The organism is uncultured Alsobacter sp. (genome assembly GCF_945952055.1).
Classification (GTDB): domain Bacteria; phylum Pseudomonadota; class Alphaproteobacteria; order Rhizobiales; family Beijerinckiaceae; genus Alsobacter.
Genome location: NZ_CAMFHB010000012.1, coordinates 16791 through 39812, shown reverse-complemented (window position 1 = coordinate 39812; position 23022 = coordinate 16791). Strand labels below are relative to the sequence as shown.

Here is a 23022-nt window from a genome sequence, read left to right as displayed (position 1 = left end):
CGACCATGCCCCGGCTGAAATGGCACATGCTGCGCCGGCGTGCCGGCGATCCGGCGTTCCTGCGCGAGAACCTCGACGCGGCGCTGGCGGCGGGAGCGGCTTGCGAGGTTGACCTCGTGCTCTCCGCCGACGGTCACTTCGTCTGCCTGCACGACCTGGCGCTGGACCGCGAGACGACGGGCACGGGGCTGGCTGCGGCCTTGCCACGTCGCGAGATCGAGCGGCTGCGGCAGCGCGGGGCCGGTGGGGAGGTGCTCGCCACGCCGCCGCTGTTCCTCGACGAGATCGTCGAGCGCGTGCGGGCGGCCGGCCCGGTCGCGCCTGCCCTCGTGCAACTCGACATCAAGGTGCCAGGCCGCGACCTCACGCCAGCGGTCCTCGACCGGCTGGGCGGCACCTTAGGGACCATGGCGCCCGCCTTCATCGCCGGCGGCACCGAGTGGGAAGCGGTGCAGAACCTGCAGGCCGCCGCCCCGGGGCTCGCCGGTGGCTTCGACCCGCTGCGGCTCTACCCGCGCTCCTGGCGCCTCAGCGCCGAGGCTTTCCGCGCGCTGGGGGCCTACACCTTCGCCATCGCGCCGGACGCCTCCATCTTCTATCTCGAGGCCTCGATGCTGCTCGCCGCGCTCGACGCCGGCGTGAACATGGTCGAGATGGTCACCGGTCGCGGGGCACTGGTCGATGCCTGGACGGTTGATCCCAGCCGGCCGGACCTTTCCCGCGTGCTGTCGCGCCTCGTGGCCGCCGGCTGCGGGCAGATCACCACCAACGACCCCGAAACCCTCGGCCCCTTGCTGCAGGAGATCGCCCGTGCCTGAGCTCGTCACCCGCGTCTTCGAGGGCCTGCCCGCGCCCTCACTCGCCGAGCGCCAGGCCATCCTCGACGAGCCGGTGCGGTACGAGAGCTTCGAGAAGGCCTTTGCCCGCCTGCCGATCCTGCACGGGGTCGAGGTGCGCGAGCCGACCGCGCCCGTGAAGGCCGGCTCGCCGGCCCGAATCGTGTTCTGGAACGCCGAGCGCCTCAAATATCTCGACGGCTCGATCCGGATGCTCACCGCAACGCCCGCCGACGCGCTGGTGCTCTGCGAGATCGACGTCGGCATGGCCCGCACCGGCAACAAGCACACGATGACGGCGCTGGCCGACGCGCTGGGCGCCGGCTACGTCTTCGGCACCGAGTTCCTGGAACTGGGCCTCGGCGACCTGCGCGAGCAGGCGACCTTCGCCGGCCAGAGCAACGTGTCCGGCCTCCACGGCGCCGGCTTCGTGTCCCGCAGCCGGCTCGGCCGACCGGCCCTCGTGAGGCTGGAGACCTCGGGGCGCTGGTTCGACGGCGCCTTCCACGAGCGCCGCGTCGGCGGACGCATCGCCATGCTGGCCGAACTGGATGTCGGCGGCTCTCCCGTGGTGCTTGTGACGGCGCACTACGAGAGCCATACCGACACAGCAGACCGGCTGCTGCAGACGCAGGTCATGCTGGATGCCATCGACGACTACGCGCAGGGCAAGCCCGTGCTCATCGGGGGCGACTTCAACACCTCCACCTTCACGCTGGAGCAGAAGCGCGACGAGGCCCACGTTGCCCGCTCCCTCGCCGTAGACCCGGACCGCCTTGTATCGCCCGAGCGCTATGAGCCGATGTTCGCGCTGCTCGAGGACTGCGGCTACGACTGGGAGACCTGCAACGTCCTGAAGACCGCCACCCAGCGCACCCGTCCCGACGGCACGCCAAAGCCGCCCTTCGGCAAGATCGACTGGCTGTTCTCCCGCGGTCTCGTCTGCACGGATGCCGCCGTGCTGCCGGCCGTGGACAGCGACGGCGTGGCCGTGTCCGATCACGAGGCTCTGGCGGTGACGATCAGGCCGGCGTGAGAGCTCGTTCGTGCATCCTCCAAAACTCCTCATCCTGAGCAGCGGCTGAAGCGGGCTGCTCAGAGCTTGTGAATTTTTTACCGAAGGATTGGCAGTCCAGCTCAAACCGACCTCTCAGCCGTCATCCCCGGGCTTGGCCCGGGGACCCACGACTTTGCCTGCGCCATTCTCAAGTCGTGGGTGGCCGGGCCAAGCCCGGCCATGACGCGGAGAGAGAGGCAAGCTGGACGGCCGAAAGATTCACACCCTTTCAGGAAGAGGTCGTTGAGGTCATGCTCGCTGTCATCGTACCCGGAGGTCGCCCATGCCCTATGACCCGCTGAACGCAGGCCCCGGCCGCATCCACATCTGCGGTCACCGCGGCCACAGCATCGGGGCGCCGGAGAACACGGTGCCGGCCATCGTCGAGGCCGCGCGGCGGGGCGCCACGGTCTGCGAGATCGACATCGTCCTCACGGCGGACGATGCCCTCGTCCTGCTCCACGACGAGGTCGTCGACCGCACCACCAACGGCAAGGGCCGCGCCGCCGCGCTGACGCTCGCCGAAGTCCGGGCGCTCGACGCCGGTGCATGGTTTTCCCCCGCGTTCGCCGGCACGCGCGTGCCGACATTGGGCGAGGCGCTGGACGCGGCGAAGGGCGCCGGCGTCGGCCTGCTGGTCGAGATCAAGGAACGCCAGCGCCCGGACAGGCTCATCGACAGGCTGGCGGGTGTCTTGGCGGATCACGAGGCGCTCGAAGAGGTGCTGGTCATCTCCTTCGACCATCCTTCGCTGGTGGCCGCGCAGCGGCGGATTCCGGGCCTGCGCACCGAGCTCATCACCCACGCCCGCCACGTCGATCCCGTCGAGATGGCCAGGCGCGCGGGGGCCGCTTCCGTCGCCATCGAGGCGGACATGTTCCACCCGGACGACGCGCGCGCCCTGCGTGCGGCGGGCGTCGCCACGCGCGTCACGGTGCCCCGCCCGGAGCGCATCGCCCTGCGCCGTGCCGCGGGTCTCGATCCGCTGGCACGGGTGAACGAGGGGCTGGCGGCCGACGTGATCGACGTGCTGGCCGGTGACGACGTGACGGCCGTCGTGGCGCTGGCGCAGGCCAAGGGAAAGGGCTGACGCGGTTTCGCGACCGCCTCTCAGCCCCGGGACAGGAACTCCCGCTCCGCCGCCAGCACGTCGGCGAACACGCGGTCCATTTCGGCGAGGCCGAAGGCGGTGGGCGCGATGGCCGGGGCGCGGTCGTGCGGCTCGGGCAGGCCCAGCCGTCGCGCCATCAGGCGCTTTCCGTAGCACAGCAGGCCCGGGATGGAGCGGGTCATGAAGACGATCAGCGGCAGGATGCGCTGGTGGATGGCGTCGGCTTGCGCGATGCGGGCGGGATCGCCGGATGTGTAGGCCTCGAACATGGCGACCTGCAGCGCCACGCAGTCGGGCGCCGGAATGAGGCCCGCACCGCCGCTGCGCATCAGGCTGGGGAATTCGAGGCCGCCATGGCCGCCGAAGGCTTGCACCGCGCCGCCGAGGCTCTCGATGACGCGGGCGATGTCCACGGACCAGCCCTCGGCCTTGAGGAGCGAGATGGTGGGGTGGGCGCGCAGCAGGGCGGTCAGTCCGTCCGGCGACAGCGAGCTGTCGAGGTTGACCGGGTTGTTCTGGATCGCCGCCGGCATGTCGAGCCGATCGGCGATGCCGCCGAAATGGCGCTGCAGGTCGGCGTCCGTATGGCCCTTGCCGGGAGGAGGCTGCAGGATCACCCAGTCGGCCCCGGCGGCCTTGGCGGCGCGGGCGAAATCCACCTGCGCATCCGGCGTCGGCTCGCCGATCGTCACAGCATAGGGCACCCGTCCGGCGATGAGCCCACCGACCATCTCCACGAGGTGCAGGCGCTCGGCCGTCGTCTGCTTGTGCACCTCGGTGACGAGGCCCAGCACCATGATGCCGTGGGCGCCGGCGGCAATGCAGTGCTCCACCTGCAGCGCCATGGCGTGCCGGTCGAGCCGGCCCTCGCCGTCGAAGAAGGCGTAGAGGACCGGATAGATGCCTTCGAAGCGTCGACCGGCCATGGCTCAGCCCACCACGTGGTTGAACACGCTGTCGTGCGGCACGACGCCGTGGCCCGCGCCGGACGGGATCGTGTAGAACCCCGCCTTGCAGTCCATGTCGCCGGTCACGTAGCGCAGGTTCTTGTCGAAGATCGAGTGCTGATACTCGTGGTAGGGCACGCGCTTCAGCGCCGCCGTCGCATGCAGGCTCGCCGCCATGAAGACGCCGATGCCGATCGAGGCATGCGGTATGGTGTCGACGTGGAAGGCATGGGCCATGCGGCCGATGCCCATGAACTCGGTGACGCCGGTGTGGCCCATCTCCGGCTGGATCACGCCCATGCACTGGCGCTGGAAGCGCGGGCGATACTCGAACACCGTGCGCCATTCCTCGCCCAGCGCGAGAGGCGTGCCGATGCCGGCGGCGACCGCCGCCTGTCCGTCGATGTCTTCCGGCTCGCAGGGCGCCTCTGCGAAGTAGAGGTCGTAGGGCTCGAGCTTGCGGATGATGCGGATGGCTTCCGGCGCCGTGAACTTCCAGTGCAGGTCGACCATCAGGTGGATTCCAGGCCCCACCGCCTCGCGCAACGCCGCCATTTCCTTGACGATGCCGTCGTCCGACATCGCGGCGGCGAACTTCACCGCCTTGTAGCCCTTGCCCACCCACTCGACCGCGAGGTCGCACCGCTCCTGCAGCGTCGCCTTGGGCAGGCCCGACACATAGGCCGGCAGGCTCGCATGGCGCTGGCCGCCGACGAGGCTGGCCAGCGACCGGTTGGTGATGCGCCCCAGCAGGTCCCAGATGGCGATATCGACGCCGGCGAGGCTGTCGACGTAGTAGCCGCCGAAGAAGCCGCGCACGCGCATGAGGTCGTAGAGGTCCTCGTGGATCACGACCGGATCGCCAGGGTCACGGCCGATGATCACCGGGCCCAGCACGTCGTCGATGATCGACTTCACGGCGTTCGGCGCGACGATGCCGTAGGTCTCGCCCCAGCCGACCGCGCCACTCTCCGCGGTGATCTTCACCAGCACCGACATGTCGGTCGCGGGATAGATCGAGCGGTTGCCCTTGCGGATCAGGTAGCCGCGCTCGTTGATGCGCTCGCCTTCCCGCAGCGGCCCAAGATAGGGCATGTCGCGCGGGATGGAGACGATGAAGGTCTCGACCTTCGTGATGGCGTCGAGCGGCATGGTGTCAGGTCCTGACCGGATGGATGGCGAAGAGATCGGCGGCCTCGGCGATCAGCGCCGCGACCTCCTGCTCGTCGTGGCGATCGAGCCCCGGGCCGCCCGCACGGGCGTGGACGGAGGAGAGCAGGCCGCGGGCGGCCAGCACGCGCTTGGTGGCGCGCACCCGGAAGATCGCCTGGAACAGCAGGAAGGGCAGCGTGCGCGAATAGAGCCGACGGGCGGTGGCCTTGTCCCCCGCCTTGAAGGCGCGGGCCATGGCGACGTGCACGTCGGCGAACTCCAGCGCCGGCATGGTGCCGGCCGCGCCGCGCTCGAACTCGTCGATGACGTAGCGGGCGCCGGCCCCGCCGTAGACGGCGTCGAGCGCATCGCCCGCCTCGGCGATCATGGCGCTGATGTGCTGGCCGCAGGGCAGCGTCTCTTCCTTCACGAAGCGGACCTGGGGGACGGCCTTGGCCACCGCCACCACGGCGCTGTCGGAGAGCCCTGCCCCCATCGGCGCCGGTGCGTTCTGGAGCATGATCGGCAGCGACGTCGCCGCGGCCACGCGGCTGTAGAAGTCGATGTGTGCGGCGACGTCCGCACCGAGCCGGTTCGGCGCCATGATCATCGCCGCGACGGCGCCCGCACGGCGCCCTTCCTCGGCGCGCGCGGCGGCGCGCTCGGGATCGGGGTCGCTGGCGCCGACCACGATCGGGACGCGCCCCGCCACGCGCTGGCCGAGCGCGGCCACGAGGCCGGCCCGCTCCTCCGGCGTCAGCGTCTCGACCTCGCTCGCCATGCCTGGGAAGACGAGGCCGTCGACGCCGGCCTCGAGGGCGAAGTCGACGAGGCGCAGGAAGGCGGCTTGGTCCACCGCGCCGTCCGGCGTGAAGGGCGTGGGGACGACGGGCAGCACGCCCGACAGAGTGGTCATTTCACGGCTCCGGCAGTGACGCCCTGGATGAACCAGCGCTGAAGGATGGCGAAGGCGACGACGACGGGCAGCGAGGCCACGAGGGAGGCCGCCATGGCCCCGCCCCAGTCCGCGTTCGTCTCGTTGAGGTAGCTGAGCAGCAGGCCCGGACCGACCGTGCGCTTGTCCTCGGACACGATGAGCGTCATCGCGTAGAGGAGGTCGTTCCACGACCACATGAAGCCGTAGAGGAACACGGTCACGAGCGCAGGGATGGAGACCGGCAGGACGATGGTGTGGAAGATGCGCAGCTCGCCCGCGCCGTCGGCGCGCGCCGCCTCGATGAGCTCGTCCGGCACCTGGCTGAAGTAGCTGTAGAGCATGTAGGTCGACACCGGCAGCGCGAAGACGATCGAGGCGATGACGAGCCCCGGCCGGGTGTCGAGCAGGCCCAGCGACGACATGATCGGGTAGAGGCTGATGAGCAGCAGGCCGAAGGGGAACACCTGCGCCGAGAGCAGCATCAGCATCACCGGGCGGCGCCCGGCGAAGCGGAACTTGGCGAAGGAGTAGCCGGCATACATGGCGAGCGCGGTGTTGAGCGCCGCCGCCGAACCCGACACCACGAGGCTGTTCTGCAGGTGCAGCAAGAGCTTGCCGCGGCCGAAGGCGGTCGCGAAGTGCTCCCACGACAGCGCGTGCGGATAGAAGGTCGGGTCGATGCGGTAGAGCTCGGCGTTGCCCTTCAGCGCCGAGATCGCGAGCCAGTAGATCGGGAAGAACAGGAAGAGCCCGATCACGGCCAGCACGAGGAGGAAGATGCCGCGCGCGAGCGGGGCGGAGAGGTCGAGCATCTCACACGCCCTTCAGGAGGTGACGGAGATAGAGGTAGGCCGCCGGCAGGATCGTCGCGACCCACAGGAGTCCGATGGCCGCGGCCATGCCGACGTCCCACTGGTCGAAGGCACGCCGGTAGACCTCGATGGAGAGCACCGTGGTGGCCCGCACGGGCCCGCCGCCGGTGAGCGCGAAGATGGTGTCGAACTGCTGCAGGTTGCCGATGACGCCGAGCACGACAACGACCAGAAGCACCGGCCGCAGGTGCGGCAGCACGTGGTCGCGCAGGATGGCGAGGTTGCCGGCGCCGTCGACTCGAGCGGCGTCGATCTGCTCGCGGTCGAGGCCCTGCAGGCCAGCGAGGAAGAACGACATGTAGAGCGGGATCGACAGCCAGACCTTGGTAACGACGATGGCGCTCATGGCGCCGGAGGTGGTCGAGAGCCACGCCGTCGGGAACGGGATCAGCCCGAGGTCGAGCAGCACCGCGTTGAGCAGGCCGAAGCGGCTGTTGAAGATCCAGCCCCAGACGAAGGCGCAGACCGTGGAGGGCAGCACCCAGGGCAGGAGCGACATGGCGCGCAGCGCCGCGCGCCCGCGGAAGGTCTGGTTGAGCACGATCGCCCAGGCGAGTCCGAGAATGACCGTGAACCCGGTGGCCAGCACGACGTAGAGGAGGGTCGTGACAAAGGATCCGAGCACCTCCGGCGAGGCCGCGAGCGCCCGGAAATTCCCGAGCCCGATGAACACGGGCTCGGGGGTCTGCAGGTCATAGCGCGTGAAGGCGTAGCCCAGCGCCCGCAGGAACGGGACCGCGATGACCAGCACGAAGGCGGCGACGGCCGGCAGCAGGAACAGCCAGCCGATGCGCCGTTCGCCGGCCTTCAGCCCGCCCCGGCGCGCGAGCGCCGAGACGGGGAAGGTGGTCTGTGCGGTGGAGGCACTCATGTCATGGACTGCCATGTGGTCCTGCGAACGCTTGCGCCCACCCCTCCGCCGTCATGGCCCGGCCATCCACGACTTTGCCTGGGCCGTGCTCAAGTCGTGGGTGCCCGGGCCAAGCCCGGGCATGACGAACTGAAGGATGGGTGCCCATACCGACGATGACTGTCGCTTAGCCGCGCTTGGCCATGGAGGCTTCCATGCGGGTCTGCATGGAGGCGGTGGCGGCGTCGGCGGTCTTCTGGCCGAGGATGCAGGCCTGGATCTCTTCCGTGAGGATCGAGGACAGCTCGGGGCCGTTCGACCACACGCCAACCTCGTGCTTCATGGCCTGCACCACCGTGGCGCCCCAGGCCTTGAGGTAGGCGTCGTTGGCGACGACCGGTGCGTTGCGCCCGGCCGTCGTCACCGGCAGGCCGCCCAACGCCAGCGGGAGCGTCGTCTGCACGGCGTCGGAGAGCAGGTACTTCATCCACTTGGAGGCGGGCGTGTCCGGGCCGATGGCGTTGGCGTTCTTGAACATCGCGACCGTGTGGCCCCACTCGACCGACTTCGGCGTGTCGCCGGCCTTCAGGATCGGCGTCTTCATGGGGATGACGTTGACGTCCATCGCCTCGCCGCGACCGGAGAAGTTGCGGGCGAAGGTGCGGGCCTGCGGCGCGTCGACGTAGAAGGCCGAGCCACCCTGGCCGAAGAGCCGGCGCGAGTCCGGACGGTCGAACTCGGGGGCGATCAGGCGGTCCTTCATCAGGCCGGCCATGAAGGCCATGGCGGCGCGCCCCTCGGGGCTGTTGACCAGCACCTTGCCGCTCTCGTCGATCATGCGGGCGTTGTGGGCCCAGAAGATCAGCAGCGCGTCGAGCGGCACGGCGCCGGGGTTCTTGGTGGCCATGGTGTAGGGCACCGAGTTCGGCACCTTGTCGCGCACGGCGACCAGCGCGGCGCGGAACTCGTCCAGCGTCACCGGCAGCTTCTCGACGCCGGCCTTGGCGAGCACTTCCTTGTTGGCGACGAAGCCGACGGAACCGGAGATCAGCGGAATCGCGACCTGCTTGCCGTCGACCTTGCCGAGCGAGCTCGCGCCCGGATCGATGGCGCCGAGCGTGGCGGCGCCGAGCACCGGGGTGAGGTCGACGATCTCGGGCAGGGTCGCCATGGCCGGGACCCAGCGGTCCTGCAGCTGCGCGGTGTCGGGCAGCGTCTTGGAGCGCTGGCGCAGCACGATGTTCTTCTGCGCGTCGCCCCAGGCCGTGCCGATCGGCTCGACGGCGATGCCGCTGGACGCCTTGAAGTCGGCGATCAACTTGTCGATGAACGGCTTGTTGGGCTCCTCCGCAAAGGTGAAGCTCATGAAGCTGGCGCCGCCGCTCTGGGCGAAGGCGCCGCGGCCAGAGAGCGCGGCCGTGGCTGCCCCCAGCCCGAGGGCGCCGAACGTGCGCCGTGAAATCTTTGCCATGGTGGTGTCTCCTCTCGGGTCGACCGCGCGGTCGGTCGCGTTGGTTGTCCGGAGCTCCGCGAGGCTCCGGTTATGACGTCGGGCTCAGACGACCCCTCCATCGACGATGAAGGTCTGGCCCGTACACAGGCGGGACTCCTCGCTGGCCAGCCACAGCGCCATGCGGGCGATGTCGGCCGGGGCGAGGTGCTCCTTGAGGCACTGGCGGTCGAGATAGGCCTTGAACTTGGACGGGTCGGCCGCGTTGGCGCGGTTGACCTGCTTCTCCGTCAGAACCCAGCCCGGCGCGATGCCGTTGACCCGGATCTTGTGGATCCCGAGTTCACGGGCCAGCGACTTCGTCAGGCCGGACACGGCCGACTTGGCCGTCGTGTAGGCGATGACGGTCGCCGCCCCGAACATCCACGAGATCGAGTTCAGGTTGATGATCGAACCGCCACCGGCCGCGATCATGCCGGGCGCGACGGCCTGGGCGACGAAGAACTGGTGGCGCAGGTTGACCGCGAAGCGGTCGTCCCAGAGCTCGGGGGTCATCGTGTCCCAGGCGTGCCGCTCGTCGTCGCCGGCATTGTTGACGAGGACGCGGAACGGGCCGGTCTTCGCGGCGAGTTCGGCCACCGCCTCGCGGGTGGCTGCAATGTCGCGCAGATCCACGACGGCAAAGGCGACGTCGCGGCCCGTGGCTTCGCGGACCGCCGCACGGGTGCGCTCGGCCGTGGCCGCGTTCACCTCGATGGCCCCGACCCGCGCGCCCTGCGCGGCGAAATGCTCGACGATCGAGGCGCCGATGCCGGAGCCACCGCCGGTGATGAGGACGGGCAACCCGTCGAGGTCGGGATAGCGGGCGGTCATGCGGCACTCCTGACGGCGTCTGCGCCATCGGCGCGAAGCCCCTGCGTATCGAAGGGATGGGCCCGGGCGGGATCGAAGGTCAGGCCGACGGGAAGGCCGGGCCGGACCACGCTGTCGCCGTCGAGGCGCACGATCACCGGAGCATCCACGCCCTCGACCGCGACGGACGCGAAGACGTCGGCACCCAGGTGCTCGACCATGGTGACAGCACCGGTGATCACGCCGGCGCTGGGGTCGCCCAGCACGAGGTGCTCGGCCCGGATGCCGATCTCGGCGCGCTCGCCGGGGCGCGCGGCGATGCCGACCGCCGAGCGCACACTCCCCGGCAGCACGACCGTGCCGTTCTCGGCGACGGTGGCGGGCAGCATGTTCATGCGCGGAGAGCCGATGAAGCCGGCGACGAAGCGGTTGGCGGGGCGCCGGTAAAGGTCCAGCGGCGATCCCACCTGCTCCACGCGACCGCCGTTCATGACCACGATCATGTCGGCGAGCGTCATGGCCTCGGTCTGGTCATGCGTGACATAGACCATGGTGGTGCCGAGCCGCGCCTTCAGCCGCGCGATCTCGCCACGCATGTCGACGCGCAGCGCGGCGTCGAGGTTGGACAGGGGCTCGTCGAAGAGGAAGATGCGCGGCTCGCGCACGATGGCCCGGCCGATGGCGACACGCTGGCGCTGCCCGCCGGAGAGCTGCCTGGGCTTGCGCTGCAGCAGCGCATCGAGGCGCAGCACGCCGGCGGCGGCCTTCACCCGCGTTTCGATCTCGCCGGCGGGCGTGCCGGCGAGGCGCAGCGCGTAGCCCATGTTCTGGGCGACCGTCATGTGCGGGTAGAGCGCGTAGCTCTGGAACACCATGGCGATGCCGCGACGCGCGGGCGGCACGTCGTTCACCTTCTCGCCGTCGATGGCGATGGTGCCGGCGGATACCTCGTCGAGCCCGCAGATCAGCCGCAGTAGGGTGGACTTGCCGCAGCCAGACGGGCCGACGAAGACGACGAAGGCGCCGTCGGGCACGTCCAGGTCGATGCCGTGCAGCACATGGGTCTTGTCGAAGGTCTTCTTCACGCCGCGCAGGGTGAGTGTGGCCATGGCGGGTCTCCTCAACCGGCGAAGGGGGTGTCGGGGAGCCCGCGGACGCGGGCGTCGATGGCGAAGACGGCGCCGGACAGGGGCGCCTCGGCGAGCTGGTGCGCCGACAGACGGATGCGGGCCGACGTCACGTAGAGGGTCGACATGTCGGGCCCGCCGAACACGCAGCTGGTCGGCCGCGGCACGGGCATGTTGATGACGCGCTCGACGCTGCCGTCGGGCGCGTAGCGGCTCACGCACCAGCCGTCCCAATGCGCGCTCCACACGAAGCCCTCGGCATCCACCGCGAGCCCGTCGGGCGTCCCCTGCCCTTCCGGAAGGACGACGAACGGCCGCCGGTTGGCGATGGAGCCGGTCTCGATGTCGTAGTCGTAGACCCAGATCGTCCGGGCCGCGCTGTCGGTGAAGTAGAAGAGCCGGTTGTCGGGCGACCAGCCAAGGCCGTTCGAGACCTGGAAGCCGCGGTCCATGGCAGTCACGCGGCCGTCGGGATCGAGCCGCCACAGCGACCCTTCGCCCGGCGTCGTGTCGATGGCGAGGGTTCCGGCGAAGAGACGGCCGCGGCGGTCGCACTTGGCGTCGTTGAAACGGTTGCCCGGCTTGTCGGCCTCCGGGGAGGCGAGCGCCACGACGCTGCGGCTGTCCAGGTCGACGGCCTTGATGCCGCTCTGCATGGCGGCCACCCAGCCGCCGCGTCGGCGGGGGATCACCGCGCTGACGAGCTCGGGCATCGGATGCGACGTGAAGGTCCCGGTGGCGGGATCGCCGGTGAGGATGGCCGGCGCCAGGATGTCGACCCAGGTGAGGCGGCCATCGGCGGCCGACCAGTACGGCCCCTCCCCGAGGAAGCAGGACGACGGAAAGACGACGCGGACGTCCTCGCGGTCGGGGCCGAGGGGGCGGGGGGCGATGGTGATGGACATGGCAATCTGGCCGGCGTTCCCGGAAATGCGGCGGGCGGCCTCCATCACGTCGCGGCCGAGCGCGTGGAGACGGTCCGGCCCGAGGCGGAAGGAGGGGCCGACGACGGCGATGGCGCCGATGGCCCGGGCGCGATGGTCGAGGATGGGAGCGGCCACGGAGGCGACTCCCGGGTGCTGCTCTTCCATCGAGACGGCGTAGCCACGGCCCTTCGCCAGCGTCAGCTCGGAGAAGAGTTCGTCCGCCGAGACGATGGTATTCGGCGTGAAGCGGGGAAGGTCGTTGCCAGCCCAGCGCTGGCGCAGCTCGAGCGGATCGAGATGGGCGAGAATGGCCTTGCCGGCACCCGAGGCGTGCGCGGCCGAACGCGCGCCGACGCCGTTGCCGAGGCGGACCGGCTGCTGGCTCTCGCGCTGGTCCACGGTGAGCACGTCGCGCCCGTCGAGCACGGCGAGGCGGACAGCCTCCCCGGTCAGGTCGCGCAGGCGCTCGAGTTCGGGCTCGGCGGCGCTGCGCAGGTCGAAGTCATCCCACACGCGGTGCGCCATCTCGAACAGGCGCAGCCCGAGCCGGTAGGTCTGGTCGCGATCGTCGACCCGCAGCAGGCCCGCCTCCACGAGGGTGGCGAGCATGCGGTGCGCGGTCGGGCGAGCGAGCCCCGACCGGTCGGCGATTTCGGTGAAGCGCAACGGCCGGGCGCTGTCGGCCACGATGTCCAGGAGGGCAAGTCCGCGACGAAGCGCCTGCGCGCCCGGCACCTCGCGGGGCGAGTCGGTCGCATCCGTCTGGTCGGCGGTGGGAAGGACCTTGAGGCGCACGGGCTTGGCGTTTCCATATTTTGGACTTATGTTCCACGTTAGTCGCGAGATTGCGTTCCTGTCAATCCGACACCGTCTGGCACATCCAGGCGGCCGCTTACCGGAACGAGGCTCGCCAAGACATCGTCGAATGCGGACCACAGTTCCGCATCGTGAAACTGGAGGAACGTCGTGTCTGGAGCCCGCATCACCCGCGTCGACCATTGGCTCGTCCGCATGCCCTTTCGCGAGGACATCCTGTGGGGCTCCGGCCGCCGGTCCGGCGCGACGCGCATGATCGTGCGCCTGGAGACGGACGCGGGCGTGACCGGCTGGGGCGAGACGATCGCCCTGATCGACAACGTCCCGGCCGTCCTGCGCGAGATCGTGGCTCCGCTGGCCATCGGCTACGACGTCGCCGACGTGGAGCGCTTCCACCGCAACGTCTTCGGTGCCGGCTACTACCACCACAAGCGCGCCGCCGTGATGGCGCTGGCCGCCGTCGAGATGGCCATGTGGGACGCGCTCGGCAAGCGTCTCGGCGCGCCGCTGCACGCCCTGTGGGGCGGCCTGTGGCGGGACCGCACGCCGGCGTCGGCCTACCTCTTCGTCAACGATCCCAAGCGCGTCGCCGAGGACGCCCGCCGCTTCCTCGACCTCGGCTTCTCGACGTTCAAGGTGAAGATCGGCGTCGACCGCGAGAGCGACATCACTCTCGTGGAAGCCGTGCGCAAGGTCGTCGGCGACCGGGACCTGCGCGCCGACGTGAACGGCGCCTGGACACCAGGCACGGCGCGCCGGCAGCTGGCCCGCCTCGCCGGCTTCGACCTCGCCTATGTCGAGCAGCCGCTCGAACTCGACGACCTCCAGGGTCATGCCGAGCTGCGCCAGGTTCTCCCGGTGCCGATCGCGCTCGACGAGAGCGCCTACACGCTCGCCGACGTCGGCAACATCGTGCGCATGGGCGCGGCCGACGTGGTCCTGCTCGACCCGCACGAGGCAGGCGGCGTCTGGCCCGTGATCAAGCAGGCCGGCGTATGCGAATCCGTCGGCATCCCGGTGACCCTGCATTCGGGCGGCGAACTCGCCCTGTCACAGGCCGCCTACGTCCACCTCGCCGCCTCGATCCCCAACATGCACCTCGCCATCGACACCGAGCGCACCTACCTCGCCGACGACATCGCCCCCGACACGCCCGTCCTGCGCGACGGCGCCTTCGACGTGCCGAAGGCTCCCGGATTGGGCGTCACGCCCGACGAGGCTCTGGTGGAGAAGTATGCCGTCGCCCGGATCGAGGGGGCCTACCTGGACCCGGCGCGGCGAGGTTGGTTCCCGATGAAGCCGGCGTATTGAGAGGGCGCTTGGTCCGCCTTCAGAAGCGCTCCTCCTCTCCGCGTCATGCCCGGGCACCCACGACTTTGCAGCGCTGGGCCAAAGTCGTGGATGGCCGGGCCAAGCCCGGCCAGGACGGCTGAGAGGCGTGCGCCAATATGGCAAGACTGTGCAACTATCCCCGTCTCCGGTCCGAGCCTCCGACGTGTCTGAAAACAACCAGCGCCCCTTGTCAGGCCCGCCCCTTTCAAAAGCCCTGGAGCGCGTGTGGGACTACATGCGCCTCACGCACGAGCCCCTGCCCTCGGACGCCATCCTCGTCCTGGGCAGCTTCGACGTGGAGGCGGCGTCCGCGGCGGCTCGGCTGTGGCACGAGAAGATCGCCCCGGTCCTCATCATGTCCGGCGGCGTCGCCCATGTCGGCGGCCTGCTCGAGACCGGCTGGGACCGTTCCGAGGCCGAGGTCTTCGCAGACCGCGCCATGGCCATGGGCGTGCCCCGCGACGCGATCCTCATCGAGGACAAGGCCCAGAACACCGGCCAGAATTTCTCGCTCGGCCGGCAGGTCGCCGAAGCGGCCGGCATCCGGCCGAAACGGCTCACCGTGGTGGCGAAGCCCTACATGACGCGCCGCGGCTTCGCGACCGGCCGCCGCGTCTGGCCGGAGCCCGAACTGCGGATGCACTGCGAGGACATCGGCGTCCACGCCTACCTCGCCCGCGAAGCGGACCCGCGACGCACGATCCTCGCCATGGTCGGCGACCTGCACCGCATCATGGTCTACCCATCACTCGGCTTCTCGGTGCCGCAGGACGTTCCGGCCGACGTGGTGCGGGCCATGCGGATGCTAGTGGATGCAGGGTACGGGGAACGGCTTCTCCAAGGTCACCCGCTTCCCGAGGCGGAATGACGAAAGCTTCGCTTTCGCGTTTGCACCACCTCTCAGCCGTCCTGCCCGGGCTTGGCCCGGGCATCCACGACTTTGCCGGGGCCATCCTCAGTCGTGGATGGCCGGGCCAAGCCCGGCCAGGACGCGGAGGGGGTGGCGCAAGCTGGATCGGCGAAAGCGTTCGCTTGTTCCGAGCAGGCCGCGGAGCGGCCGTGTCGAAGGACGCACCGTCTCCCCGCCACTCAATCCGGCCAGGTCTGCGCAGCCTCCGCGCGCTTGTTGCGGCGGCGTTCGAGCGGGGTGGCGATGACCTCGTTGGAGCGCGCGGCCTTGTCGAGTTCCTCGACGAGGCGGGCGGCGACGACCTCGGCCTCGCCGGGGTGGAGGTTGCAGGGGTCCATGTAGAAGAAGCCGTGCTCGATCTCGTGATCACGCACGATCACCGGCCGGGGGCCGCTGGCCAGCGCGCTGGCGAGGTCCCAGGCGGTGATGTGGGCGCCCACGGGGTCGACGTGCACCTTGAGCCGGTCGAGGGGATTGTGGGTCGGATCGGCCTCCCACTCGGCGCGGATGCCGGCACGGTCGGCGAGCGTGCGGGTCCAGAGCTCGAGGTAGGAGGTCTCCAGCTTGCGGATGCCTTCGTGGTCGCGCGTCTCCCAGGCCTCGAGCGCAGCGATGGTGCCGACCATGCCTTCCTTGCCGACCTTCATGCCGCGGCCGATGCCGCCATTCTGCAGGTAGGCGGCGCGCACCAGGTCCTTGCGGCCGGCGACGATGCCGCCCGTGGGGCCGCCGAGGAACTTGTGCGAGGAGTAGAGCGCGAGGTCCGCGCCCTGGGCGATGAAGCCCTTCAGGTCGTACTCGGACGCGGCGTCGACGATCACCGGCACGCCGTGCGCGTGGCAGATCTCGCAGAACTCGTCGAGCGGGATCATGCCGTACTGCACGGCGTGGTGCGAGACGACGTAGACGGCCGCCGCGGTCTGCGGCGTGATCGAGCTTTCGAGCTGGTAGCGGCGGGCCTGCGTGGACTGGCCGACCGGCACGACCTTGGCGCCGGTGAGCGCGATGCCCTGCGCCACCGGGGCGCCGTAGGACACCATGTGCCCCGTCATGATCAGGACCTCGTTCTTGAGGCCCGTCGTGTCCGGCAGCCGCTCGATGGCCAGGAGATCCGTGCCCGTCATGGCGCCCGCCACGGCGACGCTGATGCCGGCCGAGCAGGAGGCGGTGACGAAGCCCGCCTCCGCCCCGCAGAGCCGCGCGATGGTCTTGCTGGCGAGCTTCTGCAGATGGTCGATCTCGACGAACTGCGGAAGAACGGCGGCGACCGCCTCGACGACGGACGGCGGCACGATCGACGCCCCCAGGAAGGTCATCGTGCCCGAGACGTTGATGACGGGACGCAGCCCGAGCTTGGCGCGGATGTCGGTGGCCATGGTCATGTCCTTTGCGGGGTGGAAACCCCTCGGGTATATTCCGCCCCAAGGGATGAGCTTTTGCAATTGCGGAAGAAGGATTGCGGGCGATGGATGCGAGCGTGAAGGACGGCCGCCGCACCCGCGTCAGCGGCATCGACCGCGCCCTGCAGGTCCTCGACGTGCTGCGCGAGGAGGGAAAGCCCGCCTCCGCCTATGCCATCGCCAAGGCCGTCGGCGCGCCGCTCTCGACCGTCTACAGCATCATCGACGACCTCGTGGACAAGCGCATGCTGCAGCGCCGGTCCGACGGCACGGTGTGGCTCGGTGCCCGGCTCTACCACTATGGCCTCGCCTACGCGCAGTCGCTCGACGTCCTCGACGTCGCCACGCACGAGATGCACGACCTCTGCCGCGCCGTCGGCGAGACGGTGCAGATCTGCGGCCTCGACGACGACCACATGATCGTCTTGGCGATGGCGGACGGCCCAGGCCATTTCCGCGTGACGTCGCGGGTCGGCACCCGTGTGCCCCTCAACTGGACGGCCTCGGGCCGTTTGCTCGTCGGGCATCGCCCGCAAGACGAACTCGTCGGCCTCTATCGCCGCTCGGTGAAACTGTCGCCGACCGGCCGGGCGGAGACGGATCCCGCCATCCTCGCCGAGCAGAGCCGCGAAGCCCTGGCCGACAGGCTCTGCATCCAGATGAGCGAGTCCGACTTCTCGGTCGCCTGCATCGCCTCGCCCATTCGCGACAGCGCCGGTGCCTGCACGGCGACGATCTCGATCGTTCTGCCGGAGCACAAGGTCCGCGAGAACCGCGACGGCTACGTCGCCGCGGTCCAGGAGGCCGCGGCGCGCATCGAGGCTCAGCTGGGCTGGCAGTAGGTCCATCAGATCGCGACCACGGCCTCGATCTCGACGGTGATCTGGCCGGGGAGCGAGCCGAAGCCGACCGCCGAGCGGGCATGCCGGCCGGCATCGCCGAACACCTCGACCATCAGGTCCGAACAGCCGTTGATGACCTTGGGGTGATCGCCGAACTCCGGCGTGGCGTTGACCATGCCGAGCAGCTTCACGACGCGCTTCACGCGGCCGAGGTCGCCGAGCGCCGCGTGCATCACGGCCAGCAGGTTGATGCCGGTGACACGGGCGTGCTGGTAGGCCTCCTCGACCGAGACGCCGCCGCCGACCTTGCCGGTGTGCATGCGCCCGTCCGCCTCGCGCGGCCCCTGGCCCGAGAGGAACAGCAGGCCCGAGGCCTCCACATGGGTGACGAAATTGGCGATCGGGGTCGGCGGCGTGGGCAGCACGATCCCGAGGGCCTTGAGCCGGTCGTAAGGCGTGGTCATGGCGAACTCCGTGTGGGCCCGCCGGCGGCGGGGTGGATGCGGGCGAGCACGTCGGGCTCGTCCTTGCGGATGCAGGCGACCGCGTGGCTCGGGCCGACGCCATCGAGCGGCGGCACGACCTCGGCACAGGCGGCGGCGGCCGACGGGCAGCGGGTGCGGAAGACGCAGCCGGACGGCGGGTTGATCGGGCTCGGGATGTCGCCCTGCAGAACCACGCGGTTGCGCGGCGCGCGCGGGTCCGGCACGGGCGCGGCCGAGAGCAGCGCCTGCGTGTAGGGATGGCGCGGGGCGGCATAGACCTGCCGACTGGGGCCGCGCTCCATAACCCGACCGAGATAGAGCACCACCACCTCGTCACAGAGATACTCGACGACCGAGAGGTCGTGGGCGATGAAGAGCAGCGTCAGACCGAAGGCCTGCTGCAGGTCCTGGATGAGGTTGAGGACCTGCGCCTGCACCGACACGTCGAGGGCGGAGACGGGCTCGTCGGCGACGATGAACTCCGGCTCGACGGCCAGCGCCCGGGCGATGCCGATGCGTTGGCGCTGCCCGCCGGAGAACTCGTGCGGGAAGCGCCGCGCGTGCTCGGGCGCCAGTCCCACCCGCGCGAGCAGGTCGGCGATGCGATCGCGCCGCGCCGATCCGCGCGCGAGGCCGTGCGTGTCGATCGCCTCGCCGATGATGTCCTCGATCCGCATGCGCGGGTTGAGGCTCGAATAGGGATCCTGGAAGACGATCTGCATGCGCCGCCGGTAGGCGCGCATGGCGCCTTCGGGCAGCGCCGCGATGTCGACGCCGTCATAGACGATCTTGCCGCCCGAGGGCTCGACGAGGCGCAGCACAGTGCGGCCGATCGTGGTCTTGCCGGATCCAGATTCCCCGACGAGCCCGACGATGGTGCCGCGCCGGACGTCGAAGCTGACGTCGTCGACCGCGCGGACGAGGCCGCCACGGACGTCGAAGGTCTTGGTCAGGCCCTGCACCGAGAGCAGGACGTCGGCCGGAGCACTCTTTGGAGCGGCGCTCATACGTCCTCGTGCCTCCAGCAGCGGCTGAGATGGCCGGGCGCCGCCGGGATCAGCGGCGGCGGCTCCTCGCACTTCGCGACGGCCAGCGGGCAGCGCGGGGCGAAGCTGCAGCCCGTGGGCAGCGCCGTGACGCTCGGCACGGTGCCGGGGATCGGCGTCAGGCGCACCTGCCCGTCGACTTCGTCGCGGCGCATGCCCGGGCGCGGGATGCAGGCGAGCAGGCCCTTGGTGTAGGGGTGGCGCTGCCGGTCGAAGAGGTCGTTCACGGCGGCGGCCTCGACGACCCTGCCGGCATACATCACCACCACCTCGTGGGCGATCTCGGCGACGACGCCGAGATTGTGGGTGACGAAGATGATGCTCATGCCGAGCTCGGCCTGGAGCCGGCGCAGGAGGTCGAGCACCTGCGCCTGGATGGTCACGTCGAGCGCCGTCGTCGGCTCGTCGGCGATCAGCACGCGCGGATTGCAGGCGAGAGCCAGCGCGATCATGGCCCGCTGGCGCATGCCGCCCGACATCTGGTGCGGATAGTCGTCGAGGCGGCGCTCGGCCGCCGGGATCTCGACGAGCTCCAGCATCCGCCGCGCCCGGGCCCGCGCCTCGCCCGCCGAGACCGGCTCGTGCAGGCGGATCATTTCCATCACCTGGTCGCCCACCGTGTAGAGCGGGTTCAGGCTCGTCATGGGCTCCTGGAAGATCATGGCGATCTCCCGGCCGCGCACGCCCCGCATGCGGCTCTCGGGAAGCCGCGCGAGATCGATCTCCTCCCCGGTCGCCGTACGGTAGAGGATGCGCCCGCCCACGATGCGCCCCGGTGGGGCGAGCAGGCGCATGATGGACAGGCTCGTCACCGACTTGCCCGAACCGCTCTCGCCCACGACGGCGACGGTCCTGCCGCGGCCCACCGTGAAGCTGACGTCGTCGACCGACTTCGCGACCCGCGAACCGAGTTCGAACCAGGTCTGCAGGTTCTCGACCCGCAGGATCGCGTCGTCGGCCGCAGCGCTCATCGGCCGGGTGCCCAGCCGCAATGCGGGCAGCCGTTCGGCCCCGCCGTCGTCTCGTGCGGACGGTACGGGCTCGCCTTCACGACGAGGTCGCCCATCACCGCCCAGCGCGGAACGAGCAGCTCGCGCAGCACCGCTTCGTGCCCCATTGAGTCGCGGATCGAGAGGTCGCTCGGGTCACGCGAGAACACGGTGAACTCGGCCCGCGCACCCGGCTTCAGGAGCCCTTCGGTCGCCATGCCGATGACGCTCATGGGCGCCAGCGTCGAGGCCTCGATGACCTTCTCGAACGGCATGCCGACGGCCAGCAGCTTCGACATGGTGGTGCCCATGTCCCAGACGGGGCTGTCGATCGAGCGGTTGTGCAGGTCGGTCGAGATCGAGAACGGCAGCAGCCCGCGCTGGATGGCGATCTCGGCCGTGCGGAACGAGAAGGACGCGCCGCCATGGCCGACGTCGAGGCGGATCCCCTCCCCCGCGCAGCGCTCGGCGAGCGCGAACAGCATGTCGTCCTCGACGATGCTGCCGCCGGCCTTGCCGTTGAAGCAGTGGGTGACGACGTCGCCCGGATCGAGCAAGTCGAGCACCTCGTCGTAGAGGGGCGGCGGCTCGCCGACATGCACCATCATCGGCAGCTTCAGGACGCGGGCGAGCTTCTTGGCGATCTTGACCGGCGTGATGCCCCAGGCGCCGACGATGACGCCGCTGGCGCGCACCTTGATGCCGATGATGACGTCGCGGTTCGCCTCGACCACCGCGATGGTCCGGTCGAGGTCGATCGAGCGCATGTCGATGAGCTCGCTGACGCGGTTGCACGCGACGAGGCCGATCGACCCGACGTTCAGGAACGCCTTGATGCGCTCGCGCGCCGGATCGATCACGTATTCCCGGAAGCCGTGGAAATTGGCTTCGCCCGCAGAGCCCGCGTCGACGATGGTGGTGACGCCGCGCTCCAGCCCGCACAGCGCCGGGCGGATCGAGATGTCCGTGCCGCCGTACCAGACATGGGCGTGCAGATCGACCCAGCCGGGCGAGATGAAGAGGCCCGCGGCATCGATGCGGCGCGCGCCATCTGGCGCGGAGAGGCCCTGGCCGGTCGCCTGCACCTTGCCCTGCGCATCCACGAGGATGTCGGTGGGGCTCTGCGGGACGCCCAGTGCCACGGGCGTGGCGCCGGCGATGAGGATGGGCCCGGTTTCGGGCGGGAACGGGATCATCACAGATCCTTTCTGAGACGCGGATCGAGGAGGTCGCGCAGGCCGTCGCCGACGAGCTGCAGCGACAAAACGCTGAGCACGATGGCGATGCCCGGGAACAGGGTCATCCAGTCGGCCTGGCCGACATATTGCCGGCCGGCGGCGATCATCGTGCCCCAGGTCGGGATCTCGGGGCTGACGCCGACGCCGAGGAACGAGAGCCCCGCCTCCGCCAACATGGCGTAGGCGAAGATGAAGGTGCCCTGCACGAGGATGGGCGAGACGAGGTTGCGCAGCACGTGGCGCGTCATGATGCGCCAGGTCGGCACGCCCAGCGCCCGCGCCGCTTCGACATAGGGCAGCTCTCGGATCACCAGCGTCGAGGCGCGCACGACGCGCGCGAGGCGGGGCGCGTAGACGATGCCGAGCGCCACGATGACGGTGGCGAGCGAGGGCCCGAGCGCGGCGACGAGAGCGATGGCGAGCAGGATGTCGGGAAACGCCATCATCGCGTCGATGATGCGCGCGATCGGCGTGTCGAGGCGGCGGAAGAAGCCGGCCACGAGGCCGAGCGTGATTCCGACCACGCAGGCGAAGACGACGACGCAGATGCCGACCAGCAGCGACAGGCGGCCGGCGTAGAGCGTGCGGGTGAAGCCGTCGCGGCCGAACTCGTCGGTGCCGAACCAGTAGGTGGCGCTCGGCGGCTTCAGGCGGTTGACGATCGACAGGCGGTTCGGCGGGAACGGCGCGATCCACGGCGCCAGGATCGCGGCGGTGGCGATCACCAGCAGGATCAGGATGCCGATGAGCACGGTGCGGCGGCGCAGGAGCTGGCGCAACGCCTGCCCGCGCGTCGGGGCGTCTGCGGCGACGGCGGCCATCAGTAGCGCACCCGCGGATCGACCACGAGATAGAGCATGTCGATCAGGAAGTTGATGATGACGTAGAGCGCGGCCACGACCAGCAGCGCGCCCTGGATGACCGGGTAGTCACGTCGCAGCACGGCCGAGACGACGAGGCTGCCGACGCCCGGCAGGCTGAACACCGTCTCGGTGACCACGGCCCCCGAGACGAGCAGCGCGGCGGTGAGACCGAGCACGGTCAGGATCGGGATCAGCGCGTTCTTGAAGGCGTGGCGCATGACCACGCGGAACTCGCCCATGCCCTTGGAGCGGGCGGTGCGTATGTAATCGTCGCCGAGCACGTCGAGCATGCTGGCCCGCGTGAAGCGCAGGATCAGCGCCGACGAGACGATGCCGAGCGCGATGGCCGGCAGCACGAGATGGTAGAGCCGCGTGGCGAGGCTGGCGCCGGGCCCGCCATAGCCGGAGACCGGGAACACGCCGAAGCGCACGGCGAGCCACTGGATCAGAAGGAGCCCCAGCCAGAAGCTCGGGATGGAGGCCGCCAGCATGGCGACCGTGGTGGTGGCCTGGTCGAACAGCGAGCCGCGCCGGTAGGCCGCGTAGATGCCGACCGGGATGGCGATGAACGAGGCGATGGCCAGCGAGAACAGCGTCAGGAAGAAGGTCGGCTCGGCGCGGTCTGCGATGGCGCTGAGCACGGGCTTGTTCAGGAAGATCGACTCGCCGAGGTCGCCGCGCAGGAGCTGGCCGAGGAAGAGCACGTACTGCACCACCAGCGGCCGATCGAGCCCCAGCCGTGTCCTGAGCGCCGCGACGTCGGCCGGCGTGGCGTCGGGCCCCAGCATCACCGAGGCCGGATCGCCCGGCGCGATGCGCACGATGACGAAGACCACCGTCACCACGACGAACATCACGGCCAGCATGCCGAGGAAGCGCTGGAGGATGTAGCGGTTCATCGCGGACCTTGGTTTGACACCCTTCTCTCCGTCATGCCCGGGCTTGGCCCGGGCACCCACGACTTTGCTTGGGCCATCCCGAAGT

General features: G+C 70.0%; 22 protein-coding genes. 6 read left to right on the top strand and 16 right to left on the bottom strand.

Features of this window, described 5'->3' with window-relative positions; genetic code table 11:
* Positions 1-5: 5 nt before the first annotated feature.
* The 3 genes from Q0Q47_RS11365 to Q0Q47_RS11355 all read left to right on the top strand — a co-directional run bounded on the left by Q0Q47_RS11365 (position 6) and on the right by Q0Q47_RS11355 (position 2983).
* Positions 6-818 carry a glycerophosphodiester phosphodiesterase family protein gene (locus Q0Q47_RS11365; protein ID WP_293859350.1) on the top strand — a complete coding sequence of 271 codons (813 nt, stop codon included), beginning with the start codon at positions 6-8 and terminating at the stop codon, positions 816-818.
* Positions 811-1872, top strand: a complete 1062-nt coding sequence (locus Q0Q47_RS11360; RefSeq protein ID WP_293859068.1) for an endonuclease/exonuclease/phosphatase family protein — start codon at positions 811-813, stop codon at positions 1870-1872. The genes Q0Q47_RS11365 and Q0Q47_RS11360 overlap by 8 nt, the downstream gene beginning before the upstream one ends.
* Positions 1873-2176: 304 nt before the next feature.
* On the top strand, positions 2177-2983 hold the full coding sequence (locus Q0Q47_RS11355; RefSeq protein ID WP_293859065.1) for a glycerophosphodiester phosphodiesterase family protein: 807 nt from the start codon (positions 2177-2179) through the stop codon (positions 2981-2983).
* Between the two features lie 20 nt (positions 2984-3003).
* On the opposite strand, the gene Q0Q47_RS11350 is transcribed toward Q0Q47_RS11355, so the two are convergent.
* The 9 genes from Q0Q47_RS11350 to Q0Q47_RS11310 all read right to left on the bottom strand — a co-directional run bounded on the left by Q0Q47_RS11350 (position 3004) and on the right by Q0Q47_RS11310 (position 12912).
* Positions 3004-3930, bottom strand: coding sequence for a dihydrodipicolinate synthase family protein (locus Q0Q47_RS11350; RefSeq protein WP_293859062.1), 927 nt, complete (start codon positions 3928-3930; stop codon positions 3004-3006).
* A 3-nt stretch (positions 3931-3933) separates the two neighbouring features.
* Complete coding sequence (locus tag Q0Q47_RS11345; RefSeq protein WP_293859059.1) at positions 3934-5103, bottom strand: mandelate racemase/muconate lactonizing enzyme family protein; 1170 nt, start codon at positions 5101-5103, stop codon at positions 3934-3936.
* A gap of 4 nt (positions 5104-5107) precedes the next feature.
* Complete coding sequence (locus tag Q0Q47_RS11340) at positions 5108-6019, bottom strand: dihydrodipicolinate synthase family protein (RefSeq protein ID WP_293859056.1); 912 nt, start codon at positions 6017-6019, stop codon at positions 5108-5110.
* Complete coding sequence (locus Q0Q47_RS11335) at positions 6016-6852, bottom strand: carbohydrate ABC transporter permease (RefSeq protein ID WP_293859053.1); 837 nt, start codon at positions 6850-6852, stop codon at positions 6016-6018. The genes Q0Q47_RS11340 and Q0Q47_RS11335 overlap by 4 nt, the downstream gene beginning before the upstream one ends.
* 1 nt (position 6853) lies before the next feature.
* Positions 6854-7783 (bottom strand): carbohydrate ABC transporter permease, encoded by a 930-nt coding sequence (locus Q0Q47_RS11330; RefSeq protein WP_293859050.1) that lies wholly within the window; start codon positions 7781-7783, stop codon positions 6854-6856.
* A gap of 166 nt (positions 7784-7949) precedes the next feature.
* Complete coding sequence (locus tag Q0Q47_RS11325) at positions 7950-9233, bottom strand: extracellular solute-binding protein (protein WP_293859048.1); 1284 nt, start codon at positions 9231-9233, stop codon at positions 7950-7952.
* Between the two features lie 84 nt (positions 9234-9317).
* Positions 9318-10085 (bottom strand): SDR family NAD(P)-dependent oxidoreductase, encoded by a 768-nt coding sequence (locus Q0Q47_RS11320; RefSeq protein WP_293859045.1) that lies wholly within the window; start codon positions 10083-10085, stop codon positions 9318-9320.
* Positions 10082-11173, bottom strand: a complete 1092-nt coding sequence (locus Q0Q47_RS11315) for an ABC transporter ATP-binding protein (protein ID WP_293859042.1) — start codon at positions 11171-11173, stop codon at positions 10082-10084. Before Q0Q47_RS11315 ends, Q0Q47_RS11320 begins: the two co-directional genes overlap by 4 nt.
* A gap of 11 nt (positions 11174-11184) precedes the next feature.
* Positions 11185-12912, bottom strand: coding sequence for an SMP-30/gluconolactonase/LRE family protein (locus Q0Q47_RS11310; protein ID WP_293859039.1), 1728 nt, complete (start codon positions 12910-12912; stop codon positions 11185-11187).
* 171 nt (positions 12913-13083) lie between these two features.
* On the opposite strand from Q0Q47_RS11310, the gene Q0Q47_RS11305 reads away from it, so the two are divergent.
* Positions 13084-14244, top strand: coding sequence for a mandelate racemase/muconate lactonizing enzyme family protein (locus Q0Q47_RS11305; RefSeq protein ID WP_293859036.1), 1161 nt, complete (start codon positions 13084-13086; stop codon positions 14242-14244).
* Positions 14245-14428: 184 nt separating this feature from the next.
* Positions 14429-15133, top strand: coding sequence for a YdcF family protein (locus Q0Q47_RS11300; protein WP_293859033.1), 705 nt, complete (start codon positions 14429-14431; stop codon positions 15131-15133).
* 221 nt (positions 15134-15354) lie between these two features.
* Here the strand turns inward: Q0Q47_RS11300 and Q0Q47_RS11295 are convergent, their stop codons facing one another.
* Positions 15355-16551, bottom strand: coding sequence for an aminotransferase class V-fold PLP-dependent enzyme (locus Q0Q47_RS11295; RefSeq protein WP_293859031.1), 1197 nt, complete (start codon positions 16549-16551; stop codon positions 15355-15357).
* A gap of 89 nt (positions 16552-16640) precedes the next feature.
* Between Q0Q47_RS11295 and Q0Q47_RS11290 the strand changes: the two genes are divergently transcribed.
* On the top strand, positions 16641-17417 hold the full coding sequence (locus Q0Q47_RS11290) for an IclR family transcriptional regulator (protein WP_293859028.1): 777 nt from the start codon (positions 16641-16643) through the stop codon (positions 17415-17417).
* Between the two features lie 5 nt (positions 17418-17422).
* Here the strand turns inward: Q0Q47_RS11290 and Q0Q47_RS11285 are convergent, their stop codons facing one another.
* From Q0Q47_RS11285 to Q0Q47_RS11260, 6 genes are read right to left on the bottom strand one after another with little or no spacing between them, the layout of a single operon-like run.
* Complete coding sequence (locus tag Q0Q47_RS11285; protein ID WP_293859025.1) at positions 17423-17881, bottom strand: RidA family protein; 459 nt, start codon at positions 17879-17881, stop codon at positions 17423-17425.
* Positions 17878-18909 carry an ABC transporter ATP-binding protein gene (locus Q0Q47_RS11280; protein WP_293859022.1) on the bottom strand — a complete coding sequence of 344 codons (1032 nt, stop codon included), beginning with the start codon at positions 18907-18909 and terminating at the stop codon, positions 17878-17880. The genes Q0Q47_RS11285 and Q0Q47_RS11280 overlap by 4 nt, the downstream gene beginning before the upstream one ends.
* Positions 18906-19919: an ABC transporter ATP-binding protein gene (locus Q0Q47_RS11275; protein WP_293859019.1), complete on the bottom strand. Its 1014-nt coding sequence runs from the start codon at positions 19917-19919 to the stop codon at positions 18906-18908. Before Q0Q47_RS11275 ends, Q0Q47_RS11280 begins: the two co-directional genes overlap by 4 nt.
* On the bottom strand, positions 19916-21133 hold the full coding sequence (locus Q0Q47_RS11270) for an amidohydrolase/deacetylase family metallohydrolase (protein WP_293859016.1): 1218 nt from the start codon (positions 21131-21133) through the stop codon (positions 19916-19918). Before Q0Q47_RS11270 ends, Q0Q47_RS11275 begins: the two co-directional genes overlap by 4 nt.
* Entirely contained in the window at positions 21133-21996 is an 864-nt protein-coding gene (locus Q0Q47_RS11265) for an ABC transporter permease (protein WP_293859013.1), read from the bottom strand. The genes Q0Q47_RS11270 and Q0Q47_RS11265 overlap by 1 nt, the downstream gene beginning before the upstream one ends.
* Positions 21996-22937 carry an ABC transporter permease gene (locus tag Q0Q47_RS11260; protein ID WP_293859010.1) on the bottom strand — a complete coding sequence of 314 codons (942 nt, stop codon included), beginning with the start codon at positions 22935-22937 and terminating at the stop codon, positions 21996-21998. Before Q0Q47_RS11260 ends, Q0Q47_RS11265 begins: the two co-directional genes overlap by 1 nt.
* Positions 22938-23022 lie beyond the last annotated feature (85 nt).

Coding starts and splice junctions, on each gene's coding strand:
- Q0Q47_RS11365 (WP_293859350.1), top strand. CDS start 6: ATGCCCCGGCTGAAATGGCACATGCTGCGCCGGCGTGCCGGCGATCCG.
- Q0Q47_RS11355 (WP_293859065.1), top strand. CDS start 2,177: ATGCCCTATGACCCGCTGAACGCAGGCCCCGGCCGCATCCACATCTGC.
- Q0Q47_RS11350 (WP_293859062.1), bottom strand. CDS start 3,930: ATGGCCGGTCGACGCTTCGAAGGCATCTATCCGGTCCTCTACGCCTTC.
- Q0Q47_RS11345 (WP_293859059.1), bottom strand. CDS start 5,103: ATGCCGCTCGACGCCATCACGAAGGTCGAGACCTTCATCGTCTCCATC.
- Q0Q47_RS11340 (WP_293859056.1), bottom strand. CDS start 6,019: ATGACCACTCTGTCGGGCGTGCTGCCCGTCGTCCCCACGCCCTTCACG.
- Q0Q47_RS11335 (WP_293859053.1), bottom strand. CDS start 6,852: ATGCTCGACCTCTCCGCCCCGCTCGCGCGCGGCATCTTCCTCCTCGTG.
- Q0Q47_RS11330 (WP_293859050.1), bottom strand. CDS start 7,783: ATGAGTGCCTCCACCGCACAGACCACCTTCCCCGTCTCGGCGCTCGCG.
- Q0Q47_RS11325 (WP_293859048.1), bottom strand. CDS start 9,233: ATGGCAAAGATTTCACGGCGCACGTTCGGCGCCCTCGGGCTGGGGGCA.
- Q0Q47_RS11320 (WP_293859045.1), bottom strand. CDS start 10,085: ATGACCGCCCGCTATCCCGACCTCGACGGGTTGCCCGTCCTCATCACC.
- Q0Q47_RS11315 (WP_293859042.1), bottom strand. CDS start 11,173: ATGGCCACACTCACCCTGCGCGGCGTGAAGAAGACCTTCGACAAGACC.
- Q0Q47_RS11295 (WP_293859031.1), bottom strand. CDS start 16,551: ATGGCCACCGACATCCGCGCCAAGCTCGGGCTGCGTCCCGTCATCAAC.
- Q0Q47_RS11290 (WP_293859028.1), top strand. CDS start 16,641: ATGGATGCGAGCGTGAAGGACGGCCGCCGCACCCGCGTCAGCGGCATC.
- Q0Q47_RS11285 (WP_293859025.1), bottom strand. CDS start 17,881: ATGACCACGCCTTACGACCGGCTCAAGGCCCTCGGGATCGTGCTGCCC.
- Q0Q47_RS11280 (WP_293859022.1), bottom strand. CDS start 18,909: ATGAGCGCCGCTCCAAAGAGTGCTCCGGCCGACGTCCTGCTCTCGGTG.
- Q0Q47_RS11275 (WP_293859019.1), bottom strand. CDS start 19,919: ATGAGCGCTGCGGCCGACGACGCGATCCTGCGGGTCGAGAACCTGCAG.
- Q0Q47_RS11270 (WP_293859016.1), bottom strand. CDS start 21,133: ATGATCCCGTTCCCGCCCGAAACCGGGCCCATCCTCATCGCCGGCGCC.
- Q0Q47_RS11265 (WP_293859013.1), bottom strand. CDS start 21,996: ATGGCCGCCGTCGCCGCAGACGCCCCGACGCGCGGGCAGGCGTTGCGC.
- Q0Q47_RS11260 (WP_293859010.1), bottom strand. CDS start 22,937: ATGAACCGCTACATCCTCCAGCGCTTCCTCGGCATGCTGGCCGTGATG.